General features: G+C 57.4%; 18 protein-coding genes and 2 pseudogenes. 7 read left to right on the top strand and 13 right to left on the bottom strand.

Features of this window, described 5'->3' with window-relative positions; translation table 11 throughout:
- Positions 1–28 precede the first annotated feature (28 nt).
- The 7 genes from GH663_RS17980 to GH663_RS17950 form a co-directional block, all read right to left on the bottom strand.
- A complete protein-coding gene (locus GH663_RS17980; protein ID WP_153133026.1) occupies positions 29–778 on the bottom strand; it encodes an HD-GYP domain-containing protein in 750 nt (249 codons plus the stop codon).
- A 10-nt stretch (positions 779–788) separates the two neighbouring features.
- Positions 789–3,923: an efflux RND transporter permease subunit gene (locus GH663_RS17975; protein ID WP_153133025.1), complete on the bottom strand. Its 3,135-nt coding sequence runs from the start codon at positions 3,921–3,923 to the stop codon at positions 789–791.
- Positions 3,924–3,934: 11 nt separating this feature from the next.
- Positions 3,935–5,506, bottom strand: coding sequence for an efflux RND transporter periplasmic adaptor subunit (locus GH663_RS17970; protein ID WP_343029834.1), 1,572 nt, complete (start codon positions 5,504–5,506; stop codon positions 3,935–3,937).
- A gap of 8 nt (positions 5,507–5,514) precedes the next feature.
- A complete protein-coding gene (locus GH663_RS17965) occupies positions 5,515–6,786 on the bottom strand; it encodes a TolC family protein (protein ID WP_153133023.1) in 1,272 nt (423 codons plus the stop codon).
- Positions 6,787–6,833: 47 nt separating this feature from the next.
- Positions 6,834–7,172, bottom strand: a complete 339-nt coding sequence (locus GH663_RS17960) for a copper-binding protein (protein WP_153133022.1) — start codon at positions 7,170–7,172, stop codon at positions 6,834–6,836.
- 23 nt (positions 7,173–7,195) lie between these two features.
- Entirely contained in the window at positions 7,196–7,630 is a 435-nt protein-coding gene (locus tag GH663_RS17955; protein WP_153133021.1) for a DUF411 domain-containing protein, read from the bottom strand.
- A 106-nt stretch (positions 7,631–7,736) separates the two neighbouring features.
- Positions 7,737–8,366: a c-type cytochrome gene (locus GH663_RS17950; protein ID WP_153133020.1), complete on the bottom strand. Its 630-nt coding sequence runs from the start codon at positions 8,364–8,366 to the stop codon at positions 7,737–7,739.
- Positions 8,367–8,515: 149 nt separating this feature from the next.
- On the opposite strand from GH663_RS17950, the pseudogene GH663_RS17945 reads away from it, so the two are divergent.
- From GH663_RS17945 to GH663_RS17925, 5 genes and pseudogenes are all read left to right on the top strand, one after another.
- Positions 8,516–8,871 (top strand): annotated as a pseudogene (locus GH663_RS17945) (response regulator); the annotation flags it as partial.
- A 95-nt stretch (positions 8,872–8,966) separates the two neighbouring features.
- The gene (locus GH663_RS17940) at positions 8,967–10,139 is read left to right on the top strand and encodes an AAA family ATPase (protein WP_153133019.1); all 1,173 of its coding nucleotides are present in this window, start codon (positions 8,967–8,969) and stop codon (positions 10,137–10,139) included.
- Positions 10,140–12,365: a S8 family peptidase gene (locus GH663_RS17935; RefSeq protein ID WP_153133018.1), complete on the top strand. Its 2,226-nt coding sequence runs from the start codon at positions 10,140–10,142 to the stop codon at positions 12,363–12,365.
- Between the two features lie 17 nt (positions 12,366–12,382).
- Positions 12,383–13,666, top strand: coding sequence for a site-specific integrase (locus GH663_RS17930; protein ID WP_153133017.1), 1,284 nt, complete (start codon positions 12,383–12,385; stop codon positions 13,664–13,666).
- A 6-nt stretch (positions 13,667–13,672) separates the two neighbouring features.
- Positions 13,673–16,675: a Tn3 family transposase gene (locus GH663_RS17925; RefSeq protein ID WP_153133016.1), complete on the top strand. Its 3,003-nt coding sequence runs from the start codon at positions 13,673–13,675 to the stop codon at positions 16,673–16,675.
- A gap of 704 nt (positions 16,676–17,379) precedes the next feature.
- On the opposite strand, the gene GH663_RS17920 is transcribed toward GH663_RS17925, so the two are convergent.
- The 3 genes from GH663_RS17920 to GH663_RS17910 form a co-directional block, all read right to left on the bottom strand.
- Complete coding sequence (locus tag GH663_RS17920; protein WP_153133015.1) at positions 17,380–17,853, bottom strand: hypothetical protein; 474 nt, start codon at positions 17,851–17,853, stop codon at positions 17,380–17,382.
- Between the two features lie 443 nt (positions 17,854–18,296).
- Positions 18,297–21,263 carry a Tn3 family transposase gene (locus GH663_RS17915; protein WP_153133014.1) on the bottom strand — a complete coding sequence of 989 codons (2,967 nt, stop codon included), beginning with the start codon at positions 21,261–21,263 and terminating at the stop codon, positions 18,297–18,299.
- Between the two features lie 60 nt (positions 21,264–21,323).
- Entirely contained in the window at positions 21,324–21,953 is a 630-nt protein-coding gene (locus GH663_RS17910) for a recombinase family protein (RefSeq protein WP_153133013.1), read from the bottom strand.
- Between the two features lie 168 nt (positions 21,954–22,121).
- On the opposite strand from GH663_RS17910, the gene GH663_RS17905 reads away from it, so the two are divergent.
- A complete protein-coding gene (locus GH663_RS17905) occupies positions 22,122–22,394 on the top strand; it encodes a CopG family ribbon-helix-helix protein (RefSeq protein WP_129927733.1) in 273 nt (90 codons plus the stop codon).
- Positions 22,382–22,675: a type II toxin-antitoxin system RelE/ParE family toxin gene (locus tag GH663_RS17900; RefSeq protein WP_129927734.1), complete on the top strand. Its 294-nt coding sequence runs from the start codon at positions 22,382–22,384 to the stop codon at positions 22,673–22,675. Before GH663_RS17905 ends, GH663_RS17900 begins: the two co-directional genes overlap by 13 nt.
- Positions 22,676–22,935: 260 nt before the next feature.
- On the opposite strand, the pseudogene GH663_RS17895 reads toward GH663_RS17900, so the two are convergent.
- The 3 genes and pseudogenes from GH663_RS17895 to GH663_RS17885 form a co-directional block, all read right to left on the bottom strand.
- A pseudogene (locus tag GH663_RS17895) lies at positions 22,936–24,366 on the bottom strand (IS1182 family transposase).
- A 290-nt stretch (positions 24,367–24,656) separates the two neighbouring features.
- A complete protein-coding gene (locus GH663_RS17890) occupies positions 24,657–25,586 on the bottom strand; it encodes a LysR family transcriptional regulator (protein WP_153133012.1) in 930 nt (309 codons plus the stop codon).
- Positions 25,583–26,590, bottom strand: a complete 1,008-nt coding sequence (locus GH663_RS17885) for a phosphonate dehydrogenase (protein ID WP_153133011.1) — start codon at positions 26,588–26,590, stop codon at positions 25,583–25,585. Before GH663_RS17885 ends, GH663_RS17890 begins: the two co-directional genes overlap by 4 nt.

Here is a 26,590-nt window from a genome sequence, read left to right as displayed (position 1 = left end):
TCACGCTCCTTTACGTTGTTGCTTGGCGCTACACCGATTGTGGTCGGCCGCATTTCAGTGCGACCATTTCTCTCAAGACCTTTTCTTCGGCCAAAAAGAGGTCCACTGCCACCGGGTCAAACTGGCTGCCAGACATCCTCAAGATTTCTTCTTTCGCCATGTCGAACTCAAGGCCACGGCGATAGGAGCGGTCAGATGTGATGGCATCCAAGGTATCAATTACTGCGAACAGCCTAGACCCCACGGGTATTTCTTCGCCCTTCAGTCCATGTGGGTACCCTGTACCATCGAAGCGCTCTTCATGGCTTCGAACGACTGCGGCCGCTTTTTCGAGCCCGGGCAATTGACTGACGATTGAGTAACCCAATTCAACATGGGTACGCATGGTGAGCCATTCCTCATCCGTCAATGCGTCGGTCTTCAGAAGAATGCGCTCGGGAATACCAATTTTCCCGATGTCGTGAAGCAAGGCACCCCAGTAGATTTGGCGAAGCTCTTCGGCATCGGAAATGATTCTTCGGGCCAGTACCAGCGTGTGGCAGGCACTTCGCCGAGAGTGCAGCCCCGTCTCCAGTTCTCGCAGGTCCAGCGTGCGGACAAGGGCCTCTACGAACCCAGAGTACAGCCCTGCCAGGTCGAGTGTCGGTTTCTGACCGATACACCGGTCCAGCAGGCAACCCTCGCAGCAATGGCAATGGTCCTCCTTTAGGTACAGTCTCTCCTTGTCGTTACTTCCGCAGTGGGCGCAGGTTGGAGCAGCTGTACCTAGGTTGGTCATGATTGGCTCTTCAAGATTCTAAGTGCCGGGCAAGGCGCCACTGCTTGACCAGGGCGTAGATAGCCGGAATGACTGCCAAGGTCAGAACCGTGGAGGAAATCATCCCGCCGACCATCGGGGCTGCAATTCGGCTCATGACTTCGGACCCCGTTCCCGTGCCCCACATGATGGGCAGGAGGCCCGCCATGATGGCTACCACGGTCATCATCTTCGGACGAACCCGTTCTACGGCACCTTCCATGATGGCTTCGTAGAGGTCACCCACGCTGGGTTCCTTCCCCTCAGCCCGGCGTTGGGCCTTGAGCGCCTCCCAGGCATGGTCGAGGTAAATCAGCATCACGACCCCCGTCTCGGCGGCCACACCGGCCAGGGCGATGAAACCGACCGCGACGGCGACTGAGAGGTTGTAGCCCAGCAACCACATCAGCCAGACACCACCCACCAGAGCGAACGGCACCGACAGCATGACAATGATGGTCTCGGTCAGGCGCCTGAAGTTGAGATAGAGCAGCAGGAAGATGATAAGCAGCGTGACCGGTACGACAATCTTCATCTTCTCGATGGCGCGTTCCATCGACTCGAACTGGCCACTCCAGGTCGCGTAGTAGCCCGGCGGGAACTTGACCTTGGCGGCGACAGCCTTCTTGGCATCAGCCACGTAGCCGCCGATGTCACGTTCCCGGATGTCCACAAAAATGTAGGCGGAGAGCAGCGCATTTTCGGTCCGGATGCCCGGCGTCCCCTTAGCCACTTCAATCTTCGCCAATTGCCCCAGCGGAATCATTGCGCCATCCATAGTCGGCACCAGTACCTGCTGGGCAATCTGCTGCGGGTCAGAGCGGAGTTCGCGCGGGTAACGCACGCTCACCCCGAAGCGCTCGCGGCCCTCGACGGTCGTGGTCACCATCTCGCCACCCAACGCCTGCCCGATGACCTCCTGAACGTCGCCAACCGCCAGGCCGTAGCGTGCCAGCTGAGTGCGGTCTGGTTCGATGTTCAGGTAATAGCCCCCGGTAATCCGCTCGGCAAACGCTGACGTGGTTCCCGGCACTTCCTTCACCACTGTCTCGATTTCCCGGGCCAGGCGCTCCATCTCGGTAAGGTCCTTGCCAAACACCTTGATGCCGATGGGCGTCCGGATACCGGTAGAAAGCATGTCGATACGGGCTTTGATAGGCATCGTCCAGGCGTTGGATACACCGGGGAACTGCAGCGCCTTGTCCATCTCGGCAATGAGTTTGTCGGTCGTTAATCCCGGGCGCCATTCGGACTCCGGTTTGAGGTTAATGACCGTCTCGAACATTTCGGTTGGCGCCGGGTCGGTGGCCGTATTGGCACGGCCCGCCTTGCCATACACCGAGGCGACTTCCGGGAAGCTCTTGATGATTTTGTTCTGCGTTTGCAGCAGCTCGGCCGCCTTGGTAATCGACATCCCTGGCAGGGAGGCCGGCATGTATAACAAAGTGCCCTCGTTCAAGGTCGGCATGAACTCCGAGCCCAGCTTGCTGGCCGGATAGATAGAGACCACGAGCGCCACGATGGCGGCCACGATGGTGGTTTTCTTCCAGCGCATGACCCAGGCAATGATGGGACGGTAGACCCAAATGAGGAAGCGATTCACCGGGTTCTTGGCCTCGGGCATGATTTTGCCGCGGATGAACAGCATCATCAGGACCGGCACCAGGGTGACGGAGAGCAGCGCTGCGCCGGCCATCGAGAAGGTCTTGGTGTAGGCCAGGGGCGAGAACAGACGGCCCTCCTGGTCTTCCAGGGTGAATACCGGCAGGAAAGAAACCGTGATGATGAGGAGCGAGAAGAACAGCGCCGGACCGACTTCCTTGCAGGCGGCAATCATGGCTTCCGTCCGGTCGCCGTGCGTGTGGTTCACAGGCAAACGCTCGATATGCTTATGGGCGTTCTCAATCATCACAATGGCCGCGTCAATCATCGCGCCGATGGCGATGGCAATGCCGCCCAGGCTCATCAGGTTTGAGTTCATGCCGAGCAGGCGCATGGCGATGAAGGCCATCAGGACACCGACTGGCAGCATCAGGATGGCTACCAGCGCACTACGCAGGTGGAGCAGGAACACGACGCAAACCAACGCCACGATGATGCTTTCCTCAGCCAGCGTGTGCTTCAGGGTGTCGATGGCCCGGTGAATCAGCTCGGAGCGGTCATAGACTGTCTCGATAGTCACCCCTTCCGGGAGGCCGGCCGATATTTCACCAATTTTCTCCTTGAGGTTGTGGATGACCTCCAGCGCGTTCTGCCCATAGCGGGCCATGGCGATGCCGGAGACCACTTCGCCTTCACCATTGAGTTCGGTCAGGCCACGGCGTTCGTCGGGCGCCAGTTCGACGCGGGCGATGTCACGTACCAGTACCGGCGTGCCCTTGTCGGCCTTGACGACGAGGTTCTCGATGTCGCCTATGCCGCGCAGGTAACCCTTGCCGCGCACCATGTACTCGGTCTCGGCCATTTCGATAACACGGCCACCGACGTCGCGGTTGGAATCACGAATGACTTGTGAGACTTTTGCGAGCGGAATGCCGTAGGAACGCAGCTTCACGGGGTCGACCGTGACCTGGTAGGTCTGGACGAAACCACCAATCGAGGCAACTTCGGCAACGCCATGCGCCTTGGTCAGCTGGTAGCGCAAGTACCAGTCCTGCAGGGTGCGCAGTTCGGCCAGCGTCTTGTCCTTGGCCAGCACGGCGTACTGATAAACCCAGCCCACCCCGGTGGCATCCGGACCAATTTGCGGCGTGACGCCCTTGGGCATGCGGCCGGCGGCAAAGTTGAGGTACTCAAGAACCCGCGAGCGCGCCCAGTAGATGTCAGTGCCGTCCTCGAAAATGATGTAGACGAAGGATGCACCGAAGAACGAGAAGCCGCGGACCACCTTGGATTTGGGCACCGACAACATCGAGGTCGTCAGCGGATAGGTCACCTGGTCTTCGACGACCTGGGGTGCCTGGCCGGGGTATTCGGTGTAGACGATGACCTGGACATCGGAAAGGTCCGGAAGTGCATCGAGCGGCGTTCGCATGACTGCTACAACGCCGGCCACGATGATGAACAAGGTGGCGAGCAAGACCAGGAAGCGGTTGCGTCCTGACCATTCAATGATTTTTGCCAACATCGCGCTCTTCCTCAGTGACCGGCGTGCGGGTTGGCTTTGGCAGCAGGCTGGCTAGCAGGTTGAACGGACGTGATAACCCATTCACCCTGGCCACGTTCGACAAACTCGAAGTCAATCGCAGCCCCGGGTTTCAACTGCTTCATGATGGCTTCGTTAGCTGGTTTGAACTCCATGGTCATTCCAGGCCAATTCAAACTGGCCACTGGACCGTGGGTGATGCTGACCGTTCCTGCCTTGGCATCGACCTCTTCGACTTTGCCTTCGGCCTTGTTGCCGACCTTGGCCGCCGCCGACTTATCGGACGGCGCAGCTCCGCCGTGGCTGGAGTGGCCGAAGCCACCGACAGCCGCTTTCAGATTGCTCTCGGCATCAATCAGGAAGTTGGCGGCAACAACCACTTGCTCACCATCACGGACACCGTCAATGACTTCTACCCGGTCATCGCTGCGCGCGCCGAGCTTGACCTCGCGGGGCTCGAATCGGCCTTCCTTGGCCTGGACCAGAACGATTTGACGCGTGCCGCTATCAATCACTGCCGAGTTCGGTACGGTGACGACCGCACCCTTGGCTGCAGTCGGCAGTTCGAGTTGGGCAAACATGCCCGGCTTCAGCAGATTGTTCGGATTCGGCAAGTCGATGCGAACTGGGATGGTTCGGGTTTCCGCCTTCAGGGTCGGATAAACATAGCTGATGGTGCCTTCGAAGGTCTTGTCAGGGTAGGCGTTGATTCTGACCCTGGCCTTGGCACCGGGCTTCACCAAACCGATGTCCTGTTCGAAGACGTCGGCAACTACCCATACGGAGGACAGGTCGGCGACTTGATACAGGGCGTCGCCCGGCATGAAGCGCATGCCTTGGACAGCCTTCTTCTCGGTGATGATGCCGTTGACCGGCGAGCGGAAAGTCAGCGTATGCCGGGTTTCACCGGACTTGGCCAGGGACTTCACCTGCTCTTCGGAGATGTCCCAATTGCGCAGGCGGGCCAGGCTGGACTCAGCCAGTTGGCGCATGCTGTCCTGGGTGTAGCTTTCTGCGCCCTTCAGACTTTCTTGCCCCTGGACAGCGATAGCGTATTCACGCTGTGCAGAAACCAGTTCTGGGCTGTAGACCTCAAAGAGCGGCTGGCCCTTGCTGACCGGCTGGCCGGTGACATTGACGTGCAGGCGCTCGACATAGCCTTCGAATTTTGGAGAGATGGCAAAGGTACGACGCTCATCCGGTTCGATGCGACCGGCCGCACGGACAACCTTGTCCAGATTGCGCAGGGTGGCTGCTTCCGTGCGCACGCCAAGTTTCTGAATCTTCTCGGTGCTGATTTTGATTTGGTTGGCAGAGGCCGGCTCGTCGTCTTGCTCGCCTTCGTAGACCGGGATGTAGTCCATGCCCATCGGGTCCTTCTTCGGGCTTGGCGACGTATCGGGAAGGCCCATTGGATTGCGGTAGAAGAGAATCTTCCGTTCCTTCTTAGCAGTCTCGACTGCAAGGCTGGTGGCGCCATCGACGTGCAGGGCCGGGGCGCTCTTCTGGCCAACCCAATAGCCACCACCAGCGGCCAACGCGGCCACCACGGCGGCGGCAATCACTCCCTTGTTCATAGGTCTTCTCCGAGAATTCGTTCGATTTCGGCAAGGCGGACTTGGGCCTCGGCACGCGATTTGATTTGGTTGAGTTTCGCCTGGCGAATCTGGCGCTGGGCATCCAGCAGGGTCGCAAAGTCGACCTTGCCGGTTTCATAGCCGGTCAGCGCCGCCTTCAAGGTCAGTTCCGCCTGGGGCAGCAGGCTGTCGGTGGTCAGCCGCTCGCTACGCTGAGCGGCTTCCAGTTCGGAGAGTGCGGCCGAAAGGTCGGACAGCAGCTGGTTCGAGATGGCATCACGCTTCGCCCGGCCGGCCGAGACCATCGCTTCCGCCTCGCGTTCCTGGGCCCGCCGGCTGGCCTGCTGCAAGGGGATGTTGATTTCGAACATCAGGTCCCACTGCTTCACTTCGTTCTGCATCTGATTGGGCACCACGCCGACCGTCAAATCGGGGTACCGATTCTTGTAGGCCAAGTCGCGGCTCTTCTCGGCGGCTGCGATGCCGTGCCCGGCAGCCGACAGCATCGGGTTCCTGGCGCGAGCTCGCTCTTCGAGGGAGGTGTAATCGAGCTTGGCAAGAGTGGGCAACGGCCGCAGGGCTTCAGGCATCGCCAATGGTGCAGTGGCCGGACGCCCCAAAAGAGCATTCATGCGGGTCATCAAATGATGATGCTCGGTTTCCAGAGCGATGAGTTCGTTACGCATCGCTGTCTGTTCGACCTGCGCCCGGATGACGTCCTGCTGGGCAGCCAGGCCGCCGGCGTAGCGGACCTGGGCAATTTTTTCCAGACGGACCATCAGGTCGAGGATTTCCCGGGTCAGGCTGTCATTGCGGGCAAGATAGTAGAGCTGCGCATAGGTGGTCTTGATTTTGGTGGCGACCTCGCTCCAGGTGCCGTAGGCGCGCCCCTTGGCGCCATCTGCTTCAAGCACGGCAATCTCACGCTTCAAGTCCCGCTTGCCGAACCAGGGAATGTCCTGCATCAGCGTGTAGCGTGTACTGCCGACACGGCTGGGAGACAGGGAGGCACCTTGTGAACCGCCCTTGGTAATATCCATCAGCTCCGTGCGCAGCCTGGGGTCAGGCAGAGCGCCAGCGGGCGTGATGCGTTCAGCCGCTGCATCGGCTTCATAACGCATGCTGGCGTAGTCGGGGTTGGCTTCCCGCGCCAGGGAAAGCAGGCTTTCAACATTGCTGCCCGGTTGAACCTGGGCCTGGGCACCCAGGCACCAGGCTGCGGTGAGCGCGGCGCACAGGAGTTGGCGCGAGGTAGTTATTCGTTTCATCTGTTTGTCCTCGTGATGATTTCCGGTGGCACCGCGTGCCAACACGCTTACTTTGGCAATTCCAGGCGGACGATGGTCATCGCACCATTGACGTTGTCCGATGCAAAGCGGACTTTCTGACCACTCTTCACCTTGTCGAGCCAAGAGGCGTCCTTGACCTTGAACGCCATGGTCATGGCCGGCATGCCGTTGGGCAAGGCTTCATGAGAGACGGTGAGCTTGCCGCCGGCCTTGTCGACCTTTTTCACCAGGCCGTCGATAAGTGCGGATTGGGCAGCGTCCGAGTACATGGTGCCGTGACCGGCATGCATGTCATGGTCAGCGGCCATTGCGAAAGCAGGCGCCAGGGTGGCGACCAAAGCAAAGGAAGCAATCAGCTTATTCATGGGGGTTCTCCGAGAGATAAGGGTTAATGTTTAGCAAAAGCTTGGTAGCTGCCGTCCGCCTGAACGAGCAGCGTGTCGTAGGGTTGCGGGTGATTGGTTTCCATGCCCGGCGAGCCCTGGGGCATGCCTGGGGCGGCCAGGCCAACCGCCTTGGGCTTTTCCTTCAGCAGGCGCTGGACATCCATTGCGGGAACATGTCCCTCCACGGCATAGCCACCCACTTTCGCGGTATGGCAGGAACCGAAGCGCTCCGGCATGCCGGTAGCTTTCCGGGCCGCCGGCACATCATTGACATCCTTCGTGACGACATCGAAGCCGGCCTTGCGCATGTGTTCGACCCATTTCCCACAACAGCCGCAGTACGGGCTTTTGAACACTTCAACGCGTTCCGCCGCCTGGGCCAGGCTGATGCCGGCAAACAGCGAGAGGGCAAAAATCAGGGAGCTGGTCTTAAGCATATCGACCTTCGTTGAGCAGTGAGGGGGAACGTATTGGCACAAAGTTTAGGTATCTGCACCCAACAGCAAGCTGACCCAAAAATTACATTTCGGTAATCAAAGGGCCTCAATGGCTGTGCTCATGCTTGCTGTGGGAATGGCCTTCATGGTTATGAGGTTTGGGCGAACTCGGTGCTGATGCAGTGGGCTCCATGCCGGCGTGCGAGTGTCCTTCGCTGGCTGCAACGTGTGACTGATAGTCGGTGGCCGAGAGCTTTGGCAAGATTTTGATGAATGCCGTCAGGTCCCAAATGGCTTCATCATCCATCCCGCCCTTCGCCCAGGCGGGCATCCCGGAACCTTTAATGCCATGTTTGATAATCCAGAATCGGCGGACATCCGTTTCTTGTTCCTCGGCTGCCGCGCCTGCCAGCGACAGGTTTAGCGGGCTTGGATACAGACCCTTGCGTATCTCGCTATCCTCGACACCGGGTGACAGGTGGCAACCAACGCACATAGCCTCGTAGTTTCCTGCGCCGCGACGAATGCGTTCTTCGGATGCCAAGTCGGTAGGAAGGATGATGTCCTTAGCCTGCTTGGCTACGGACTGCTCACGAGCCCATTCGATAAACTTGATGATGCTGGGTGAGTGGGCCGAATCGGCAGCAAAGTCGATGCTTCCGCTTTGTATGAGTGCGTAGCCTGCGATAGCCCCGAGACTAACTACGGACACAGCGCCAAAAAGAAATTGCTTCATCTACTTCCCCTGATTTCAACATGCACCATTTTGGGGAAGTCGACCTAACCAGATACTGACAGATAAATTACATTTCCGTAATCTAGGCGGCTAATCAGCCGCCTCAGAGCAAAATGAGCAGTAACACAGGCATCACAGGGAGTGGTTCGATGAGGCTATTAGTCGTCGAAGACGAGCCGAAAACAGGCGATTATCTTAAGCAAGGGCTATCAGAAGCCGGCTTTATGGTCGACCTAGCCAGAGATGGCTTGGAGGGGGTCACCTTGCACTGACCGAGTCATACGACTTGGCCGTACTGGATGTCATGTTACCGGGCATTGAGGGCTGGCAGGTACTTCAAGGTATTCGACGTGCCGGTAAAGAAATGCCCGTAGTGTTTCTGACTGCCCGTGATTCGGTTGAAGACCGCGTGAAGGGATTGGAACTAGGTGCTGATGACTATCTGGTGAAGCCATTTGCGTTTTCCGAGTTATTGGCAAGGGGGCGTATCAACATGAACATGGGGTAGTACGTAGGTAGCACCAGAAAAACAATATTGACCAACCACAAATATTCGCCATAAAATTCGCCATAATCAAACGCGCAGCAAAAGGCTATTTCGTGGCAGAAAAAACAAACTCCGGCGATATCAACACTCTTGAAGAAGACTTCGCCAATTTAGCCCGTCTTGCCGCCTCAGACTCTCATGAGGATACCCGCTTGCTATTGGCGCGTCTCATACGCAAGTACCGTCAGCAACGCCCTGAGTTAGCCGCACGTCTCGACCAATCCCTGAAGGCTTCCCAAACCCGCTCGGCGGGCAATTCAATCCTGCGGCGCGGCGCACCGGCAATGGAGCCAAACGAGGCGCCGCTCCCCGTCGACGGAGACTCCCGCCTAGCGCTGATCCGGGTTTTCGATGATCGCGCTGGGTTGGCCCCGCCCATTCTTCCCGGTAGCGTTCATGGCGCCATCGGCGCCATTATTCGCGAACGCCAGGAACGAGAACGACTGGCCGCCCGGGGGATCAGCCCGACCCGCTCAGCCATCCTGGTTGGACCACCCGGGGTCGGCAAGACACTCTCGGCCCGCTGGATCGCCAGTGCCTTGGGTAAGCCCCTATGGGTGCTCGACCTGACGGCGGTCATGAGCAGCCTGCTTGGCAAGACCGGCAACAACCTACGCGCTGCGCTGGACCATGCCAAGAAACACGCAGCCGTCCTGCTGCTCGATGAGATCGACGCCATCGCCAAGCGACGCAGTGATGAGTCCGATATCGGCGAACTGAAACGCCTGGTCACAGTAATGTTGCAGGAAGTCGATCAGTGGCCAGACAGCGGGCTTCTTCTGGCCGCCACCAATCACCCGGAACTGGTCGATCCTGCGCTGTGGCGACGTTTCGATCTGGTCCTCAAGTTCGACGCACCGGATGCCTCGGCGATTGCGGTGGCCATCCAGCGATTCCTTGGTGACGACCTGAAACTGTTTGAGTCCTGGATCGATGTACTGGCCGCCGGCCTACAGGGGCAGTCGCTGTCAGATGTTGAACGCAGCATCAACGCACTGCGTCGCGGCCATGTTTTGCAGACGGCGCCGTTGGAGCAACTGATCGGCTCGGCACTTGGTCAGCGCCAGGAAGCCTTGAGCAAGGCAGAACGCCTCAATCTCGCGATCGAACTGGCCAAGGCGGGTCAGCATACGCACATGCAGATCAGCCAGATGACGGGGGTCGCTCGCGACACCATTCGCAAACATGCGGGGCCATCTCCCCGCAAAGGCAGGGGGCTCAAATAAATGACTACGCGATATTTGATCGGTCGTGCAGAATTGCTGACCTATCCCATCGAAGCGCCCAAGAAGAAGGTCGGCGACAAGGCTCATCCCTATACGCTCAGCGAGGCAAAACGCGTCATCGTGCCGGAGATCGAGGCAGCCAACAGCATTTTTCAGGCGCTGTCGCCGAAAGCCTGCGCCGATGATCTGGCGGTGGCCCGTCTGGTATTGCATCCAGCCTACCTGGCCAAGTCTTTCTTTCCGAAACTGCTGCTCGATCAGGTCGGTCTCGCCTCGGTCGGGTCGCGGACCCGCCGTATCCAACCGCGTCGCCAGACCCAGAAGAAGGCGCCGCCGGAAGTAGAAACCACGGAACTCTTCGTGGCTGGCACACGTGCAGCGTTGGGAAACTTCCCAGCTTTTGCCCGAAGCCTGAACGAACAGATGCCGGTCGCCGAGCAGTTTGCTCGCATCGAGACCTTTGCCGCTATGACCCCATCTGATCGCCTGCATCTTGAGGGCGCCCATATCGCCCACGTTTTCGAGGTCGGTCTGCATTTACCCCCCGAGGGCGACGCCTCGGATGTTCGTGCCATGTTCGCCGACTATGCCAAGGACTGTGGCTTCAAGGTCAATGGCGAATTCGAATTTGAAGCGGGCCGCCTGCTGTTCGTTGCGGTCGAGGGGGACGCTGCCGGCCTGGAAAACCTGGCCCAGTTCACCCTGACCCGCGTAGTCCGGCCGATGCCGCATTTGCGGGCGGCACGTCCGGTCACCCGCAGCATGCCGCTTTCGGTGTCGTTCTCGTTGCCGAGCGGCGAGCCGCTTTCTCGCGAACCCAAGGTCGCTGTCCTGGATGGCGGCCTACCGACGGAGCACATCCTCGATGGCTATGTCCGCCGCTATTTCCTGGCTGACAAAGATGCGAGCGACGTACCCGACTTTACCGAGCATGGCCTCGGCGTCACCTCGGCTTTGCTGTTTGGGCCGATTGAGCCAGAAGCTGCGGCAGAACGTCCTTATGCGCCGGTTGACCATCATCGCGTGCTGGATGCCAAGATCGACGGGGAAGATCCCTATGAGTTGTATCGCACGCTCGGCCACGTCGAAACCGTACTGCTTTCCCGTCAATACCAGTTCATCAACCTCAGCTTGGGTCCGGATCTGCCAGTCGAGGACCAAGATGTACACGCGTGGACGGCGGTGATCGACAGCATTTTGAGCGATGGTGAAACCCTGATGACCGTCGCAGTCGGCAACAACGGTGAGCGCGATGCAGCACTTGGCCTTAATCGTATCCAGGTGCCTTCTGATAGCGTGAATGCGTTATCCGTGGGCGCTGCCGACCGAAGCGGCGCTGATTGGAAACGCGCCGCTTACAGCGCCACCGGTCCCGGTCGTAGCCCGGGAAGACGAAAACCCGATGTGGTGGCGTTTGGCGGAGCGCCCAAGGAGTATTTTCACGTAGCAGCCCCTGGTAGCCGACCGAGCCTGGCCGCCACGCTGGGAACCAGCTTCGCGGCACCACTCGCGCTGCGCTCGGCAGTCGGTATCCGGGCTATTCTGGGCGACCCTGTACACCCGTTGACCATCAAGACGCTGTTGGTCCATGGCTGCGAAAGCAATGAAGAGCACGATGTGCATCATGTCGGTTGGGGACGTGTCCCGTCGGACATCAATCGCCTGATTACCTGTGACGATGGGGAAGCTCGAATCATCTATCAGGGCGAGCTACGCCCGGGAAAATTCCTGCGCGCACCGATTCCTTTGCCGGCTTTCCAGTTGGAGGGGAAGGTACGTTTGCGGGCAACCTTCTGTTATGCCAGCCCGGTCGACCCTCAGGATGCCGGCGCCTACACGAAAGCCGGTCTCGGCATTACCTTTCGCCCCAACAGCAGCAAGCGCAAGGCCGGTGCTACGAATGCGTCGTCGATCAGCTTTTTCCCATCGGCCGACTTTCGGACCGAGGCCGAACTGCGGGCTGATCTGGGCAAGTGGGAAACAGTGCTGCACGCTGAGCACAGTTACTACGGCAGCAGCCTGCTGGAACCGGTCTTCGACGTGCATTACAACGCACGCGAGGCCGGTGGCCAGGCATCATCCGGAGCACCGGCCATCCGCTACGCCTTGGTGGTTACCGTGCATGCCCCGAAGCATACGCAGTTGCATCAGGAAATCCTCAAGGCCCACGCTGTATTGCAAGCTCTAGAACCGCAGGTCTCGCTGCCGCTACGAGCACGGACCTAAATCCAGTCGGGAATGCGATGAGCCAGGTCGATCTTTACCTCGATGCGGCTGAACGGGCCAATACCCGACGCAGCTATGCGTCAGCCATCCAGCACTTCGAGATCGAGTGGGGAGGCCTGTTGCCAGCGACCATCGATTCGATTTCCCGCTACCTTGCTGCCTACGCCGAATCCCTATCACTGAACACCCTCAAGCATCGCCTCGCCGCGCTGTCGCGTTGGCACCAGGATCATGGTTTTCCAGACCCGACTAAAGCCCAGAAGATCCGGCAATTGTTGAAAGGTATCCGAACCCTGCATCCAGCCCAGGAAAAGCGGGCCAAGCCGCTGGAGCTGGAAATTCTGCGCGGTGTTGCCGACTGGCTCATGTCGGCGACGGCCGCAGCGGTTGGCCGGGGGGATTCGGCCAGCGCCCTGCGACATACCCGGGATCGAGCCCTGATTCTCCTCGGTTTCTGGCGCGGGTTCCGCTCCGACGAACTGGTCAACCTTCGCATCGAGTTTATCGAGATCAAGCCTGGCGAGGGGCTGACCTGTTTCTTGCCTCGCAGCAAAGGGGATCGAAAACTGGAAGGTCGAAGCTACTCATGTCCAGCACTGTCCCGGCTGTGTCCGGTCGAGGCAGTTGAAGACTGGCTAGCCTTGTCCAAACTGACCGGAGGACCGCTATTCCGCAAGGTCGATCGCTGGGGGCATCTATCTGAAGCCGAATTGACCCCGAGCAGTATCATTCCCATGCTTCGAAAGTTGCTGAGCCGGGCAGGCGTGGCCGATGCCGAGGCCTTCAGCAGTCACTCGTTACGCCGTGGGTTCGCGCAGTGGGCTGGAATGAGCGGCTGGGATATCCGGGAGTTGATGAGTTACGTGGGCTGGCGTGACGTGAAGGCAGCCATGCGCTATCTGGATGGAGTCAGCACCGACCAGAAGGCGCGTTTCGAGCAGGGACTGGATCGAGCGCTGCCGGACACAGCAACAGCCTCGATTCCGCAGTTGCCCAGTCTGGCCGAGATCCCACTCGCAATGATCGAGGTTTCCATCGATTTGTCGGCCTTCAACGGCGGCCGACGCGGCGTCGCCAATGCTTTGCGGGACATGACGAACACTTGCCTTGCGCAGTTCCAGGCACAACCGCTGGATCAGGATGGCCGTCGATATCAAATTTCCGTCCCGACGCCTTCAGCCGACACCCTGGACGAGCACCTCTACACCTTGCTCGACGAACTCCATCGTATTGCCGATGCCCGTGAGTGCTTCCTGGAGGCGGTCTGCCGTGATCCGACCACCGGCAGGCATTGGGATTGATCCCGCATGACCCAGCTCCACGAGACCGCGTTTCCCCGCCTGAAAGCGGACCCATCGGCACAGGATCTCGACGAGATTTATACCCTGACGCCCGATGAAATCGTGTTCATCGATAAGACTGTAAAGCGCCCCATTGCTCGCTCGGCGGCATTCATTTACCTGAAGCTGTTTCAGCGTCTTGGGTACTTTGTCCACATCAGGGATGTCCCGTCGGTGATTCGCCAACACATTGTGGCCCAAACGGGGCATCGGCCAGCCAGGGCCGATGAACTTCGGCAGTTCGACCGAACGACGGCGCGCACGACACTGATTGCTGCGTTGCGACGCTACCTGAATGTTCGGCCTCTGGACGATCAGGGACGCGCCTGGCTGCAGCATGTGGCAGAAACCGCTGCAGACAGCCGGCATGTGGTGGCCGACATCATCAACGTGATGCTTGAAGAACTGGTGCATCATCGCTACGAGCTACCCGGTTTCTCCACGCTCGATCGGTTGGGCATCCAGGCCCGGGAAAAGATCCACGATGTCCATTTTGCGAGCATTGCCGACCAACTTGATGCCAAGGTGAAAGCCTTGATCGACAACCTGTTCAAGGTCAAGTCGGGCGAGACCAGCAGCACCTGGAACCTGCTCAAGCGCGAACCAAAAAAGCCGACCAACAAGGAAACTCGCTCCTATCTCCAGCATATCCGCAGGCTCCAGTTGCTGGTCGACCAATTACCCATCCCTGATATTCCCGTTCCGAAACTCAAACAGTACCGCTACATCGCCCGTTCGCTGGATGCGACAGAAATGGCGGAACTGAAGCCCCAGAAGCGCTATGCGCTGGCGGTCATCTATATCCGCTCGCAATTCGCCCAGACGCTCGACGATGCGGCCGATCTGTTTGTCCGCATGCTCCAGAACCTCGACAATCAGGCGCGCAACAAGTTGGGCGAATACCAACAAGAACACCTGCAACGAACCGATCGCCTGATCGGCCAGTTGAAGGAGATGTTGCTGGCCTACCGGATCGATGGCTCGGATCATCAACGGGTGGAGGCCATCGGTGGCAGCCTGATCGCCGAGGTCGATGACCTGGTGGCCATCTGCGATGAGCACATGGCCTATGCTGGACGCAATCATCTGCCGTTCCTCATCCAGCCCTACAAGATGGTTCGCGCCCAGTTGCTGAACTGTATCGAAATCGTCAATCCGCAGAGTACCAGTGAAGACGATACCCTGATCCGGATGATGAAAGCGTTGCAGGCGCTGCGTGGTACCCGGCACGAAGTCGTGCCGCTGCCGTTGGTCGGTCTGAATGCCGAGGAGGACTTCCAGTGGCTCCCCTCGACCTGGCGGAAACTGGTCATCTCCGAGCGCACCGATGGTCAGGTCGTTGCCATCAACCGCCGTTACTTCGAACTGGCGGTCCTGTATGCCATCCGCGATGAACTGAAGTCGGGTGATCTGTTCATCCAGCATGGTGAGCGTTACGACGACTACCGGGAGCAACTGGTTGACGACGACACCCTGAGCCGTGAATTGGCGCAGTATGGTGAGGTCACCGGTGTCGAAACGGATTCCAGGGTCTTTACCGAGTCCTTGAAGACGGCTTTACTGGAGACGGCTGAGGCGGTCGATGCCGCATTTCCCGAAAATGCTTATGCCGAAATCGTCGATGGCAGGCTGATCCTGAAGAAACCACCGGCCAGCGAACCGCCGCCCGGCATCCGGGCGATCGATCAGTTGATCACCGAGCACATGGAGAACATCAGTATCGTCGACGTACTGATCGACACTGAGCGCTGGCTGCAATTGCACAAGCTATTCCGGCCCTTGATGGGAACCGAAAGCCGGATCGACGAATTGCGCCCGCGGGTAATCAGCACCTTGTTCTGTTATGGCTGCAACCTCGGACCGACCCAGACGGCGCGCTCGATTCGGGGTATGAGCCGCAAGCAGATCGCCTGGCTCAACATCAAGTACGTAACGGAAGAGGTGCTGGAAAAAGCCATCGTCAAGGTCATCAATGCCTACAACAAGTTCGAATTGCCTGGCTACTGGGGATCAGGCAAGCATGCCTCGGCCGACGGCACGAAATGGAACCTCTACGAGCAGAACCTGATTTCCGAGCATCACATCCGCTACGGCGGCTATGGCGGTATCGGCTACTACCATGTCTCCGACAAGTTCATCGCGCTGTTCAGCCACTTCATTTCCTGCGGCACCTACGAGGGCACCCACATCCTCGATGGGCTGATGACCAACACCTCGGATATCCGGCCGGACACCATTCATGGCGATACCCAGGCTCAGAGCTACACGGTTTTTGCGCTTTCCCATCTCTTGGGTATTAAGTTGATGCCGCGCATCCGTGGCATCAAGGATCTGGTGTTTCATCGGCCCGACAGCAACAAGAAGTTTACGCATATCGACCGACTTTTCAGCGACGACATCAATTGGCAGATGATTGAGACCCATTTGCCGGACATGCTGCGCGTGGCGGTATCCATCAAGCTTGGGAAAATTTCTGCCTCGGCCATCCTGCGTCGCTTGGGGACTTATAGTCGAAAGAACAAGCTGTATTTCGCCTTCAAGGAACTCGGCAAGGTAATTCGAACTATGTTCCTGCTGAAATACGTTGGCGACGTCGAACTTCGCCGACTCATCCACGCGGAAACCAATAAGTCAGAGCAATTCAATGGTTTCGAGAAAAAACTATTCTTCGGCGGAGAAGGCGTGATTGCCGAAAACCTGCGCCATGAACAGCGCAAGATCATCAAATACAACCATCTCGTAGCCAACCTGGTCATCTTGCACAACGTAGAAGGGATGAGCCGGGTGCTGAAGCAACTCCAGGCCGAAGGGGCTGTGATCAACCAGGAAGTCTTGGCTGGACTGGCACCATACAGGCTGGCACACATCAATCGCTTCGGCGATTACGTACTGGATTTCCGACGAAAGGTCGAGACCCTGGATGAGGGGTTCCGGATTTTGGAGGCCGAATCAATAAGCCAAGATCAATGACTATTGAATTTTTCGGAGGGAATCCCAATATCATGGGGTGCCATGCATGTGCGTGGTCATTTTAGGGAGAGATTCATGAGCAAGGCACTGCCCACAAAAGGTTCCGTTACCTAAAAAATCTGAACGGGACTTCGGAAAAAAATTGCAAATGCGGATCTTGGCTGGACCACTGGAAAGGGTTTGCCAAGGTTTCTTCGACACCCAAATGCCATGTGGCGGGGTGTAATTCCTCTGCGGAAGTAGGGGCGCACATCATCTTGCCAAAACTTGACAATGAGTCGCTGCGAAAACTCAACTACATTGCGCCGATGTGCAAGTCACACAACAGCCAGCCAGACACCGAGTTCAAATCCAAGCCTGACAGTGTTTTTGTCAGCGCCAACAAGGCGCTGACCTGCGGAGCCTAAGTCTCAATTGATAAGGGCAGGCCGGTGAAAACCGGCCTTTGCATCGGCCAAGTAATTTTCTGTTTTAGAACAATCGGCTAAGCGGTATTTTTGAGGATTTCGCACGATTCCCGGCCGACCCTCTGTCTGGTTGAGCATTGAGCTTTTCCTGGGCACTGCAACGCTAGCTAATAATGAATCAATGAATCAATGAATCAATGAATCAATGAATCAATGAATCAATGAATCAATGAAGGTGAATCGCCCCGCAAACTGGAGACTGCCTTCAACTCGATTCCTGGCAAAACCCGAAGTCGATTAACCAGAAATGGTTGCTGACGATTGAACGGCCGACTTCAGATCATCCCGGTGGTCAGCAAAGTATTTCTGAGCAGCCCGCTTCAGCAATTCAGGAACCTCCGGCATGGCGGCAGCGCGTCCCCCGCCATTCCTGATTTTGATTGCATAGTGCTTCAAATCTTTCGAAGCTTGAGCTCGACCGAATACATCCATTTGCACCGACCGGATACGTAGCCGTCCAGTATCCATCTCGGTTTGCTTGATCAAGTCCATGGTGATCGCCTGGAGGAGGCCAGCTTGCCATTTCTTCATGATGCCGCCGTATGATCCGGCCGCTCGAACAGCATTCGAGCTACGTATCCCGTCAGCCTGGATCGCCAGATGCATCTCGGCAAAAATATCAGCTGCACGCTGGAAGAGGGAAGGCTTGCCAGCAATATCCGCAAGTTGCTGTTCGATCCATGCCTCGGCAATAGGAAACGGATACGTCATAGATCACATGATTTGGTAGCGAAGAGAGTATTTTAAGTGCGTTATCCCAGTTTTACTGGAGGCAAGGTTTTCCGGCGGAGCCGGCTTAAGTTGGATTAATTGTATAGGCATCCGTACCGGTACGAATGCCTATACGGAATTTCGTAGGTGAACCTGCGGAGGGTTTTGCAGAGGCAGTGAAAACTGCGACGATTTACCTTGAATGATCACCCGGGATGCCAGTACAGAATCACAAGGGTACAGCCACCGTTCGCCAACTACATGATGCCGAAACATTACGAAATCACTTCTCGGTGGTGCTGGAACGCACAGTTCAGAAGTTACGCGGCGTGTCTTGTCTCGACCTGGAAGAGGTCGTTCCCGATAAGCAACAAATTATGAGTAGCCGGTTATTCGGCACTATCGTCTATGGGGAGGTTTGACGAAAGGGAAATTAAAGTACGTTAAGCCTTTGGAATTGGTAGTAACGGCCTGAATCCGCCTTTCTCGACCCTCCGATGCTGTTTCCAGGCGTAGTCGCCAGTCAGATTGATATGGTTCCAGTGAATCGGCGCAACATGCTTGAGCAACGCCTCATCAATGGGATATTCCTGGGCACGCATCGCGTTGACTGCCCGTTCCAAGTAGACCGTATTCCACAAGATAATCGCCGCCACAACCAGATTGAGGCCACTGGCTCGGTGACGTTGAAGCTCGTAGGTGCGATCCCGGATTTCGCCAAGCCGGTTGAAGCATACGGCGCGAGCCAATGTGTTTTTCGCCTCACCCTTGTTCAGGCCGGCAGTCACGCGCTGGCGCAAGCGCGGGTCGAGCAGCCAGTCCAGCGCAAAAATAGTGCGCTCGATGCGCCCAATTTCGCGCAGTGCAAGCGCCAGGCCGTTTTGTCGTGGATAGCTGGCAAGCTTGCGCAACATCAGCGATGCTGTCACGGTGCCTTGTTTGATTGACGTGACCAGGCGCAGATATTCCTGCCATTGCGTCAGAATAATTTTCTGATTGATTTTTTCACCAAGAAAGTTCGCCAGCGCCGGGTAATTCTTCGGGTCATCGGGTACGAACAGGTTCTTGTCCTTGAGGTCACGAATACGGGGTGCGAAGCGGAAGCCAAGTGGCGGGCACAATGCAAATATGTGATCGGTAAAGCCGTTGGTGTCCGTATAGTGTTCCTCGATGTTCAGTTCCGATTCGTGGTACAGCAAACCATCCAGCACATGCGTCGCGTCGCGTATTGTTGAGGTGATGGCCTTGATGTGATACGGCGCGTATTGGTCGGAAATATGCGTATAGAAGTTGATTCCGGGATCTGAACCGTACCGTAAGTTGACCTGTCCGGTTTGCCCGCCACGACCGCCAACCTTGTAGTTCTGACCATCCGATGAAGAAGTCTTGCCCGTGCCCCAATGCGACGCGAACGGCAATCGATGCTGGTAGTTGACCAATTCGGCCAACCCTTTTGAATACGATTCATCACGAACGTGCCAGGCGCGCACGGTATCAAGTTTGTTGAACGTCGTTCCCGGACATGCCTCCGCCATTTTTGTCAGCCCCAGGTTGATGGCGTCGGCCAGGATCACTGTCAGCAATGCCGACCTGTCCTTGGGCAGCGCATCGGTGCGCAGGTGCGTAAAGTGCCGGGTAAAGTCCGTCCATTGATCGACCTCAAGCAGCAGTTCGGTAATCTTGGGGCGAGGCATCACGCCAAAAATGTGTTCTTCAAGCCGTTCCGCTTCTTCCGGTACGCTTTTGGTCAGTGGCTTGATCTTTAACAATTCGTTGGCGATTTCTGCGTCAGGCAATTCACCGGCAGCGGCCAGGCGGTTCACTTCAACCAATTTCTCTTTGAGTAGCGCCAGTCGGTCCTGCAGATAGCGTTCGCCATCGGTGTCGATTGCCAGCGACAAATCGCCCGCATTGCGCAGCGCCGCAAATCGGTTTGGTGGCAAAAGGTATTCCTCGAAGTCCTTGAACTGCCGCGAACCTGGCACCCATACATCGCCCGACCGTAACGCATTTTTCAGTTCGGACAATGCGCACAGTTCATAGAAGCGGCGGTCAATGCCATCATCTTTCACGACATATTGTTCCCAGCGTGGTTTGATGAATTCGACCGGTGCATCTTTCGGCATCGACCGGGCGTTAGCCGCATTCATGGCTTTGATCGTGTCGATACCGTCCAGCACCTTTTGCGCGACCGGTGCTGCCTTGAACGCGAACGCTTCCAGCAAACGGGGCGAATAGCGCCGCACCTGGCTATAACCCTCCTCGATTAGATGAAGATGATCGAACGATTCCGGCTGCGCCAGCTTTTCTGCTTCCGTGATGCTTTGCGTGAAGGTCTCCCAGGGGATGACCGCTTCGATTGCCGTAAACGGATTGGTGCCGGTCTTGCGCGCATCAATCAGTGCATGGCCCACACGCGAATACAGCCGCACCTTGTCGTTGATCGCCTTGCCCTTGTTGTGGAACGATTCCGCATGCTTGCGTTTCGCATCGGAGAACATCTTGCCGATGATCCTGTCGTTCAAATCCAGTATCTGGTCGATGACGGTAGCCTGGGTATCGATCAGCATGGCCACCAGTGTCGCGTGCCGGCGCGTTGCTTCCAGATCGCGCAGATGTTGAATACTCATCTGCGTCCCTTCGCGGGCCAATTGCGTCAGTCGGCCTTGATGCACCATTTTATCAAGACCGACCGGCAAGCCGACCTCACGAATGGCATCAAGGCGACCAAGATGCAGCAGGATGCGCCTTGCCTTCGCTTCGCCGGGCGGCTGGCGCAGCCAGGTCAATACAATGGTGCGCACGTCATCGCGTGGCGTGAGCAGCTTGTCCAGTTGTTTGCGATGTGTGGCGTCCAATTCATCCGTCAATCGTTGGTAGAACAAGCGCGTGCCACGCGCCAATGCTTCCGCGCATAAACGGTCGATGACTCCTGCGGGCGGCAAAATGATGTGGTGCTTGCGCAGTATTTCAATCAACTGCTCGGCGATCACCATCCCTTTGTTTGTCTGGAGCGCCAGTTCCGTCAACGTGCCGCGTTGCTTCCGGTATTCCCCGGTAGAGAACGGACGATAGCCAAATGCCGCCTGCAATTCGAGCGCATGTTCGCGCCGGGTCTCGTCGCGCTGAGCATATTCGGCCCATGCTGCCGGATTGATGCGCAACTGCCGCGATACATGCGACAGAAGGGCATCCGGCGGCGTGGTATCGGCGGCCATCGCGTAGCCGGGGTAGCGCAGGTAGCACAGTTGAACAGCGAAGCCGATCCGGTTATGCGCCCCACGCCGCTGGCGAATGATCGACAGATCGCGCTCATCGAAGGTGTAATACCGCGCAATCTCCACATCGGAGCCAGGGAAGGCAAACAGCGCTTCCTGTTGGACGGTCGTCAAGAGTGATCGGCGTGGCATGGGTTATTCGGTTGTTGTCCGCAAATATTGGTAGAGCGTTTCCCGGCTGATGCCGAATTCTCAGCTTACATGTGTGCCAGGCGGGCCAGCGCGAGTGTCATTTTCAGAAGTCGGGGCGCTGCTATCCTTGGGTGCTGGCTGTGTAGTGCTTAATGCCACGTAAAGCGCAGTCTTTCCAATCTTGAGTCGTAGCGCGGCCTCGCGAACGTTGAGCCCTTGAGCTAGTAGCATCCTGGCCTTCTGCAATTTCTCGTCCGTCACCACGGGCTTTCGCCCTCCCTTGCGGCCACGTGCAGCGGCGGCGGACAAACCTGCCTTGGTGCGCTCACGGATCAGATCGCGCTCAAATTGTCCGAGCGCGCCAAATACGTGAAAGATGAGGCGACCGCCGGGTGTCGTGGTGTCGATGGCTTCGGTCAGGGAGCGAAATCCCACACCACGCGCCTCCAGTCCGGCGACAACCTCGATCAGATGAGGCAAGGAACGGCCCAGCCGATCAAGTCGCCAAACCCCAAGAACATCACCTTCACGCAGGAACGCCAGTGCCGATGACAGGCCGGGCCGTTCCGATGTAGAACCGGAAACCGTGTCCTCAAATATGCGCTCGCATCCGGCCTTGCGAAGCGCATCCGTCTGCAAGGCAGTATCCTGTTCCGCGGTCGATACACGTGCATAGCCAATCAATGCCATTTCTGAGCTTTTTGTCCGTTATTCCGTCCGACAATTATATTGTCCGACTTCTCGCTAAATCAACATCTTTACGGACAATATTGGCGCGGCCGTTAGACGATCATTTGACGGACAGGGCCGGAAGGGCTAAGTTATCACTAGGTATTACCAAGTGATAGGAGAACAGCAATGGCAACATCGCTCAAGATTGAAGAGGCGCTGAAGGGCCGCGTCCAACACCTCGCCAGTCAGCGCCGCCGCTCGCCGCACTGGATCATGCTCGAAGCCATCCAGCAATACGTCGAACGGGAGGAAGCCCGCGAGAGCTTCAAACAGGAAGCCTTAGCTTCCTGGGCGGCCTATCAGGAAACCGGACGGCACTTGACCGGCCAGGAAGTGCGCACCTGGTTGAACACCTGGGGCACCGAAGACGAAAAGGCGATGCCTGAGTGCCACACGTAATCGTCACCGAAGGCGCGGCGGATGGTTTGGAACGATGTCGGCAGTTCCTGGTCGCCAAGGCCCCGGAAGCCGCCAGGCGGGCCGGCCAGGCCATTGAGCGGCACTTCCTGCTGCTGGAAACGGCCCCAGACATTGGCCGACCGCTCCCTGACATGCCGGAGTTGCGCGAGCTGGTGATTACCTACGGGGATTCCGGCTATGTGGCCTTGTACCGCCACGAACCGGCGGCCGATGCGGTCTATGTCATGGCATTCCGTCACCAGAAAGAGGCGGGCTACTGATGAGCATGAACGAATTCCGCCGATTGGTGCGGAATATCACGTGAGTTGACCATGAATTCTCACCAAATATAACCAGCAAATATCAGGCGCCTGACCAACTTGGCATAGTTACAATGAAATTATCATCAGGCAACTGCCGGCCCAGAGTGTGTAAAAACGTAGCGGGAATTTTGCAGGCCTGACGTGCGGTTGGGCCGTCGCGATGGGGAATTGGTGGAATTGGGTAGTAAAACGACAGACCGGTTCGAATTAAGGCCTTTTCAGGCCCGCATTGCTTCCATCAGGGACTCATTGCCCAGGATTTTCATCACACGCTTCAAATTGTAGGCGAGCACATGTAATCCCATCTCCGTGCTCACCCGATCCAGTGTTCTGGTCAAGAAGTGCGCGCTGCCCATCCACAACTTGAGCGTTCCGAAGGGATGCTCCACCGTCTGACGCCGGATACGCATGCTGTCGGGTGCGTGATCCAGTCGGTTTTGCATGGCCATAAGCACACCCTCATGTTCCCATCGAGTGATGCGTCGTTTCGTACTGGGGGTGCATTTCTCCTTGATGGCACATCGCTGGCAGTTTGAACTCCAGTACCGATTTTGCAGCAAGCCGTCCTGCCGACTCGCGTATCGCTAGATCAGGTGGTCTCCGGCCGGGCAGCAGTATTCATTTTTCTCCGCATCGTAAATGAAGTCAGCCCGGTCAAATCGTCCCGCCGCCTTAGCGCCGGAAGTGGTCGTTTTGGGAACAATGGCATGAATGCCCGCTTCGTGGCAGGCCAAAATTTCTTCGCCCTTGAAATAACCCCGGTCGGCAATCACGGTGAGGTCTGCCACGCCCATCGCCGCACGAGCGCTCTTGGCCATGGAACTCAGCTGGTCTCGGTCAATGCCGATGTTGGTGACCTCATGCGCAACAATGAGGTGATGCTTGGCATCCACTGCTGTCTGGACGTTGTAGCCGACGATCCCCGTGCCACGGGTCTTCATCGAACGGGCATCCGGATCGGTCAGGGAAATCTGCTTGTCCGGTGTTGCATTGAGTTGAACCTCAATGGCCTGAAGTTCTTTCATCTGTGCCTTCAGGGTAGCGATCTTGTCCTGTAGTCGCTCTGACCTGGCTTGCGCCACAGCCGGTTCTTGGCGGTCGGCGGTGTCAAGTTCAGTCAGGTAGCGATTGATACTTGATTCGATTTCCTCCATCCGCCGTTGCAGCTTGGCGCTGGTGAAATTCCGATCACGATTATTCACGGCCTTGAATTTGCTGCCGTCGATGGCGACCAAGGCTTCGGTGAAGAAACTTAATTGCTGACACAGGACAACGAATTGACGGCAAACATTCCGGATGGACTTGCCATTGTCCTTGCGGAAATTGGCGATAGTCTTGTGGTCAGGCGTGAGACGTCCCGTCAGCCACATCAGTTCTACATTACGCTGAGCCTCTCGCTCTAACCTCCGGCTCGACTGGATGCGGTTGAGGTAGCCGTAGATATAGAGTTTCAGCAGTACCGATGGATGGTAGGCCGGCCGCCCCGTCTCTGCCGGATCAACACCTTCGAAACCTAGTTTGCCTAGCGACAGTTCATCGACGAAGACATCAATCACACGGACTGGATTTGATTCGGAAATATAGTCATCGAGTAGCTCCGGCAACAATGTGCTTTGAGTCCGGCTCTCGCCTTGAACGAAACGCTTCATCTCAGTCGCCCCCAGTAAATGCCTACTGCATTGACCTGGCAAGGCGAAATTCGTTCACGTTTTTACACAGTCTGGGCCAAGAGCTGCCGGTCGCCTCTTCTCCTGAGTGGTCATCGGACCGACCGCTTGACTCTGAAACCTGCCGGAAAGCCTACGCGAGCAACTCGGCGTTATCGGTCATTGGGTGCGAGCAGATTTAGCGGCAGCTACAGCCTCCATTGCCGCCTTTCAACTACGTCCAACAGAATACTCTCAGATGACGAATCTGAGCGGCTGCTTGTCGAATTTCGCTACTCACCCAATGGCCAGCGCGCTGGATGAACCTGGACATTTTTTTGATGCGATAACGCGGCTGATTCAACCAGCCAAGTCCCGAATCGACAAGCCGCATGCTCATCGCTGAGCGAATCCCGCCAAACCACCTGAAGGGCCTTGCGTGGTGGCGGGTTTCCTTCCAGCGGGATGGCGACTAGCTTCCCTGATCTTGTCTCATCATCGACAGTTCCGGCAAGTGCCAACGACACACCCATCCCCGCTTTCACCCATTGCTTGACGGCATCGGTTGAACCCAGGCGTGCACCGATTGATAGCTCTGCCAATTCGATACCCAGATACTCCGCCAGAAGCCGTCCAGTACCCGTACCGGGCTCGCCGCCAAGCATCGGCGTCTGCCTTAATTGGCTGCAACTCAAATAGGGCAATCCTGCCCAGGGATGTTCAGGCGCAACGATGACAACCATTTCCTCTGTTCGCCAGACGCGCGAGACATAGCCTGGACGCTCGTCCCACCATTCCATGAGAGCGACATCAATCTCGCCTTTGGCGAGTTGTTCGGCAACCACCAGGTTTCGGCTAATCTGGATGTCAATGCTTGCCCCGCTTTCGTCGCCATACGCCTTGAGATAAGGGTGGAGCAGATAGATGCCAATATTGCTGCTGGCGCCGACGACAAGGCGACGCTCTCGAAATGTGTTGAGCGCATTGTTGGCGAGGCGGTGGAGATCTCGGGCATGACCTTCGAACTCCCGCCCTTCCACCGTCAACCGACAGCCCTTGGGGTCCCGCTCGACAAGACGGGCACCCAGTAGGCGCTCCAGCTTTTGTAATTGCTGTGAGATGGCCCCCTGGGAAATCCCCAGCTCTTGCGCCGCTGCACGAAAGCTGCCCAGTCGGGCGATAGCGAGAAAACTCGCAACCTGGTCGAGGTTGAGTGTGTTCAGGCTGCGACCTTTGCTACCGGGCGATTGACTGCACCTTGCGGTTCCTGGCCAGCCAAGGCCTGCAGGATATTGGTCGTTGCCTCCATTTCAATCGCCAGGCGGACGGAGTCCACGGCAGAGCCAATATGTGGTGTGAACAGCGTTCGCTCGGAATCCGCCAGCAGACGTCCGGATATATTCGTCGGTCGATCCGGCCGGGCCCACTCCTCGAGTTCGAAGACATCCGCGGCATACCCGGCGAGCTTGCCGGCAGCAAGCGCATCAGCCACCGCCTCCTCATCGACGACGGAACCACGACAGGCATTGACGAGGAACGCTCCGGCTTTCATGGTTGTGATCGCATCGGCGTCGATCAGGTGAAGCGTTTCTTCGCTGATCGGAAGCATCGGAACGACATAGTCGCTTTCCGCCAGCAATTGATCCACAGCGACACGGCGCAGACCAAGGCGAGCCTCTATCTCGGGGGGCAAAGGTCGGGGGTCGGCGTACAACAGCTTTAGTTCATAGCCTTGCAAGCGGGCAACGATGGCCTGTCCCACAGCACCCATGCCGATGATGCCTAAAGTTCGGCCTGTCAGGCCGGCGCCGTAAAGCACAGGTCGCCATCCGTCGAAGGAACCGCTGCGGACCAGTTGATCGCCCTGAATAATCTTCCTGGTAAGTCCGATCAACAGGCCGATCGTCAGTTCCGCTGTCGGAATGGTCAGCAGATCGGGCACATTGGTGAGCCAGATGCCATGCTGGGTACAGGCATCGACATCGTAGTTGTCATAACCCTTCAAGGCACAGCCGACGACTTTCAGACGGGGACAGGAAGACAGAAACTCTTGGTCGACGCTGTCGGTCATGAAGGTCATGATCGCATCTGCATCCTTGGCGCGACTCAGGATTTCCTCTCTGGAGAGGCGCTCGCGAGTCGTATTGGGAACTACGTCGCAATGTTCAGCCAGCCGATTGATGACTTCCGGATGCACCCAGCTGGTAAGGACGACTTTAGGCTTCAT

It is taken from the genome of Dechloromonas hortensis (assembly GCF_009469765.1).
Lineage (GTDB): Bacteria > Pseudomonadota > Gammaproteobacteria > Burkholderiales > Rhodocyclaceae > Azonexus > Azonexus hortensis.
The sequence above is the reverse complement of the archived record's forward strand: the minus strand, read 5'-3'. Positions and strand labels throughout refer to the sequence as shown.